A 2,049-nucleotide genomic window follows, 5' to 3' on the forward strand; every position below is an offset into this window, starting at 1 on the left:
CCGTCGTCGAACGACGGGGTCGGGGCGACGCCCGACGCGATCGCCTCGACGAAGTCCTTCACCTCGTGGGTGAAGGTGTGCTCATAACCCAGGCCATGACCCGGCGGCCACCACGCCCCCGCGTACGGATGCCCGGCCTCGGTGACCAGCACCCGGCGGAACCCCGCCTCCTCGGCCGGCAACGCGTGGTCGTGGAACCACAGCTCGTTCATCGCCTCGAAGTCGAACGCCAAACTCGCCTTCGACCCGTTGACCTCGATCCGCAACGCGTTCTTGCGGCCGGTGGCGAACCGGGTCGCCTCGAACGACGCCAGCGCCCCGCCGCTGAGGCGGCCGATGAACAGGGCCGCGTCGTCGACGTCGACCTCGCCCATCTCCGCACCCGAGTTGCCCGTGTCGGCCGACAGGCCGGCCGAGGCGTCGGCCAGCGGCCGCTGGGTGATGAAGGTCTCGGTCAGCCCGGAGACCTGGGTCAGGTTCTGGCCGGTGATGAACTGGGCGGTGTCGATGATGTGCGCGCCGATGTCGCCCAGCGCGCCCGACCCGGCCAGGTCCTTGCGCAGCCGCCACACCAGCGGGAAGTCCGGATCGACGATCCAGTCCTGCAGGTACTGCGCCCGCACGTGCCGGATCGCGCCCAGGCGGCCCTCGGCCACCCAGCGGGCGGCCTGGGCCACGGCCGGCACCCGGCGGTAGTTGAACGCCACCATCGCGTACACCCCGCGCTCGGCCGCCGAACGCGCCGCCGCCGCCATCGCCTCGGCCTCGGCGACCGTGTTGGCGAGAGGCTTCTCGCACAACACGTGCTTGCCGGCCTCCAGCGCGGCGATCGCGATCTCGGCGTGCGAGTCGCCCGGCGTGCAGATGTCGACCACCTGCACGTCGTCGCGAGCGATCAGCTTGCGCCAGTCGGTCTCCACCGCGGCCCAGCCCATCTGCTCGGCCGCCGCCGCGGTGCCCTCCGCCGAACGGCCGCAGACGGCGGCCATCACCGGCCGGGCCGGCAGGTCGAAGAACGCCGACACGCTGCGCCAGGCCTGTGAATGCACCCGGCCCATGAAGGCGTACCCGACCATGCCGATCCCCAGGCTCGGCCTGTCAGACTGACTCATCAAGACTCGAATCCCAACGGCAGGTACTCGGCCACGTTCTCCTTGGTGATGGTCTCGGAGGCCAGAGTGATCGACTGGGGCACCTGGTTCTCCACCAGGTCGCTCATGCCCTTGCCCTGGGCGATCAGGCGCGCCAGCTTGATCGCCGAGGAGGCCATGGTGGGGCTGTAGGTCACGGTCGCCTCCAGCACCCCCGAGCCGGCCTGGATGTCGCGCATCGCGTTCGCCGAACCGGCGCCGCCGACCATGAAGAACTCGCTGCGGCCGGCCTCCTTGATCGCGGCCAGCACGCCGATGCCCTGGTCGTCGTCGTGGTTCCAGATCGCGTCGATCTTCTTGTGCGCCTGCATCAGGTTCGCGGCGACCTTGGTGCCCGACTCCACGGTGAACTGCGCGTCCTGCTTGGCCGTCACGCTGAAGCCGTAGGTCTTCAGCGCGTCCTCGAACCCCTTGCTGCGGTCCTGGGTCAGCGGCAGGGTCGCGATGCCCTGGATCTCCAGGATCACCGGGTTGGCCACGCCCTTGTCCTTGAGCTTCTTGCCGATGTAGTGACCGGCCGCCACGCCCATGCCGTAGTTGTCGCCGCCGATCCAGGTGCGGTAGGAGAGCTTGTCGGGGAAGACCCGGTCCAGGTTGATCACCGGGATGCCGGCGTCGGAGGCCTGGCGGGCGATCTGGTTGAGCTGCTGGCCGTCGTTGGGCAAGATCACCAGCGCGGCGACCTTCGCCGCGATCAGCGACTCCACCGCGGAGATCTGCGCGTTGATGTCGTTGGTCGGCTCGACCGGCTTGAACTCGATGTCGGAGTACTCCTTCGCCGCGGCCTCGGCGTTCTTCGCGATCGCGGCGATCCAGCCGTGGTCGGCCGCGGGCGCGGAGAAGCCGATGACGACCTTGTCGCCGGGGGCGTCGTTACCACCGGTCGCGGCCGGAGCCG

2 protein-coding genes are annotated in these 2,049 nt (G+C 69.8%); both read right to left on the minus strand.

All coding sequences use genetic code 11. The features are described from left to right. Window positions 1–1,112 (minus strand): Gfo/Idh/MocA family protein (locus ACFFRH_RS44040; RefSeq protein ID WP_386164138.1); only part of this gene is annotated, 1,112 nt, incomplete at its 3' end. Further along, a partial coding sequence (locus ACFFRH_RS44045; RefSeq protein WP_386164140.1) for a substrate-binding domain-containing protein occupies window positions 1,112–2,049 on the minus strand: 938 nt, incomplete at its 5' end. The genes ACFFRH_RS44040 and ACFFRH_RS44045, both read right to left, overlap by 1 nt.

The sequence above is a fragment of the Streptosporangium vulgare genome (assembly GCF_042428775.1).
Taxonomy (GTDB): domain Bacteria; phylum Actinomycetota; class Actinomycetes; order Streptosporangiales; family Streptosporangiaceae; genus Streptosporangium; species Streptosporangium vulgare.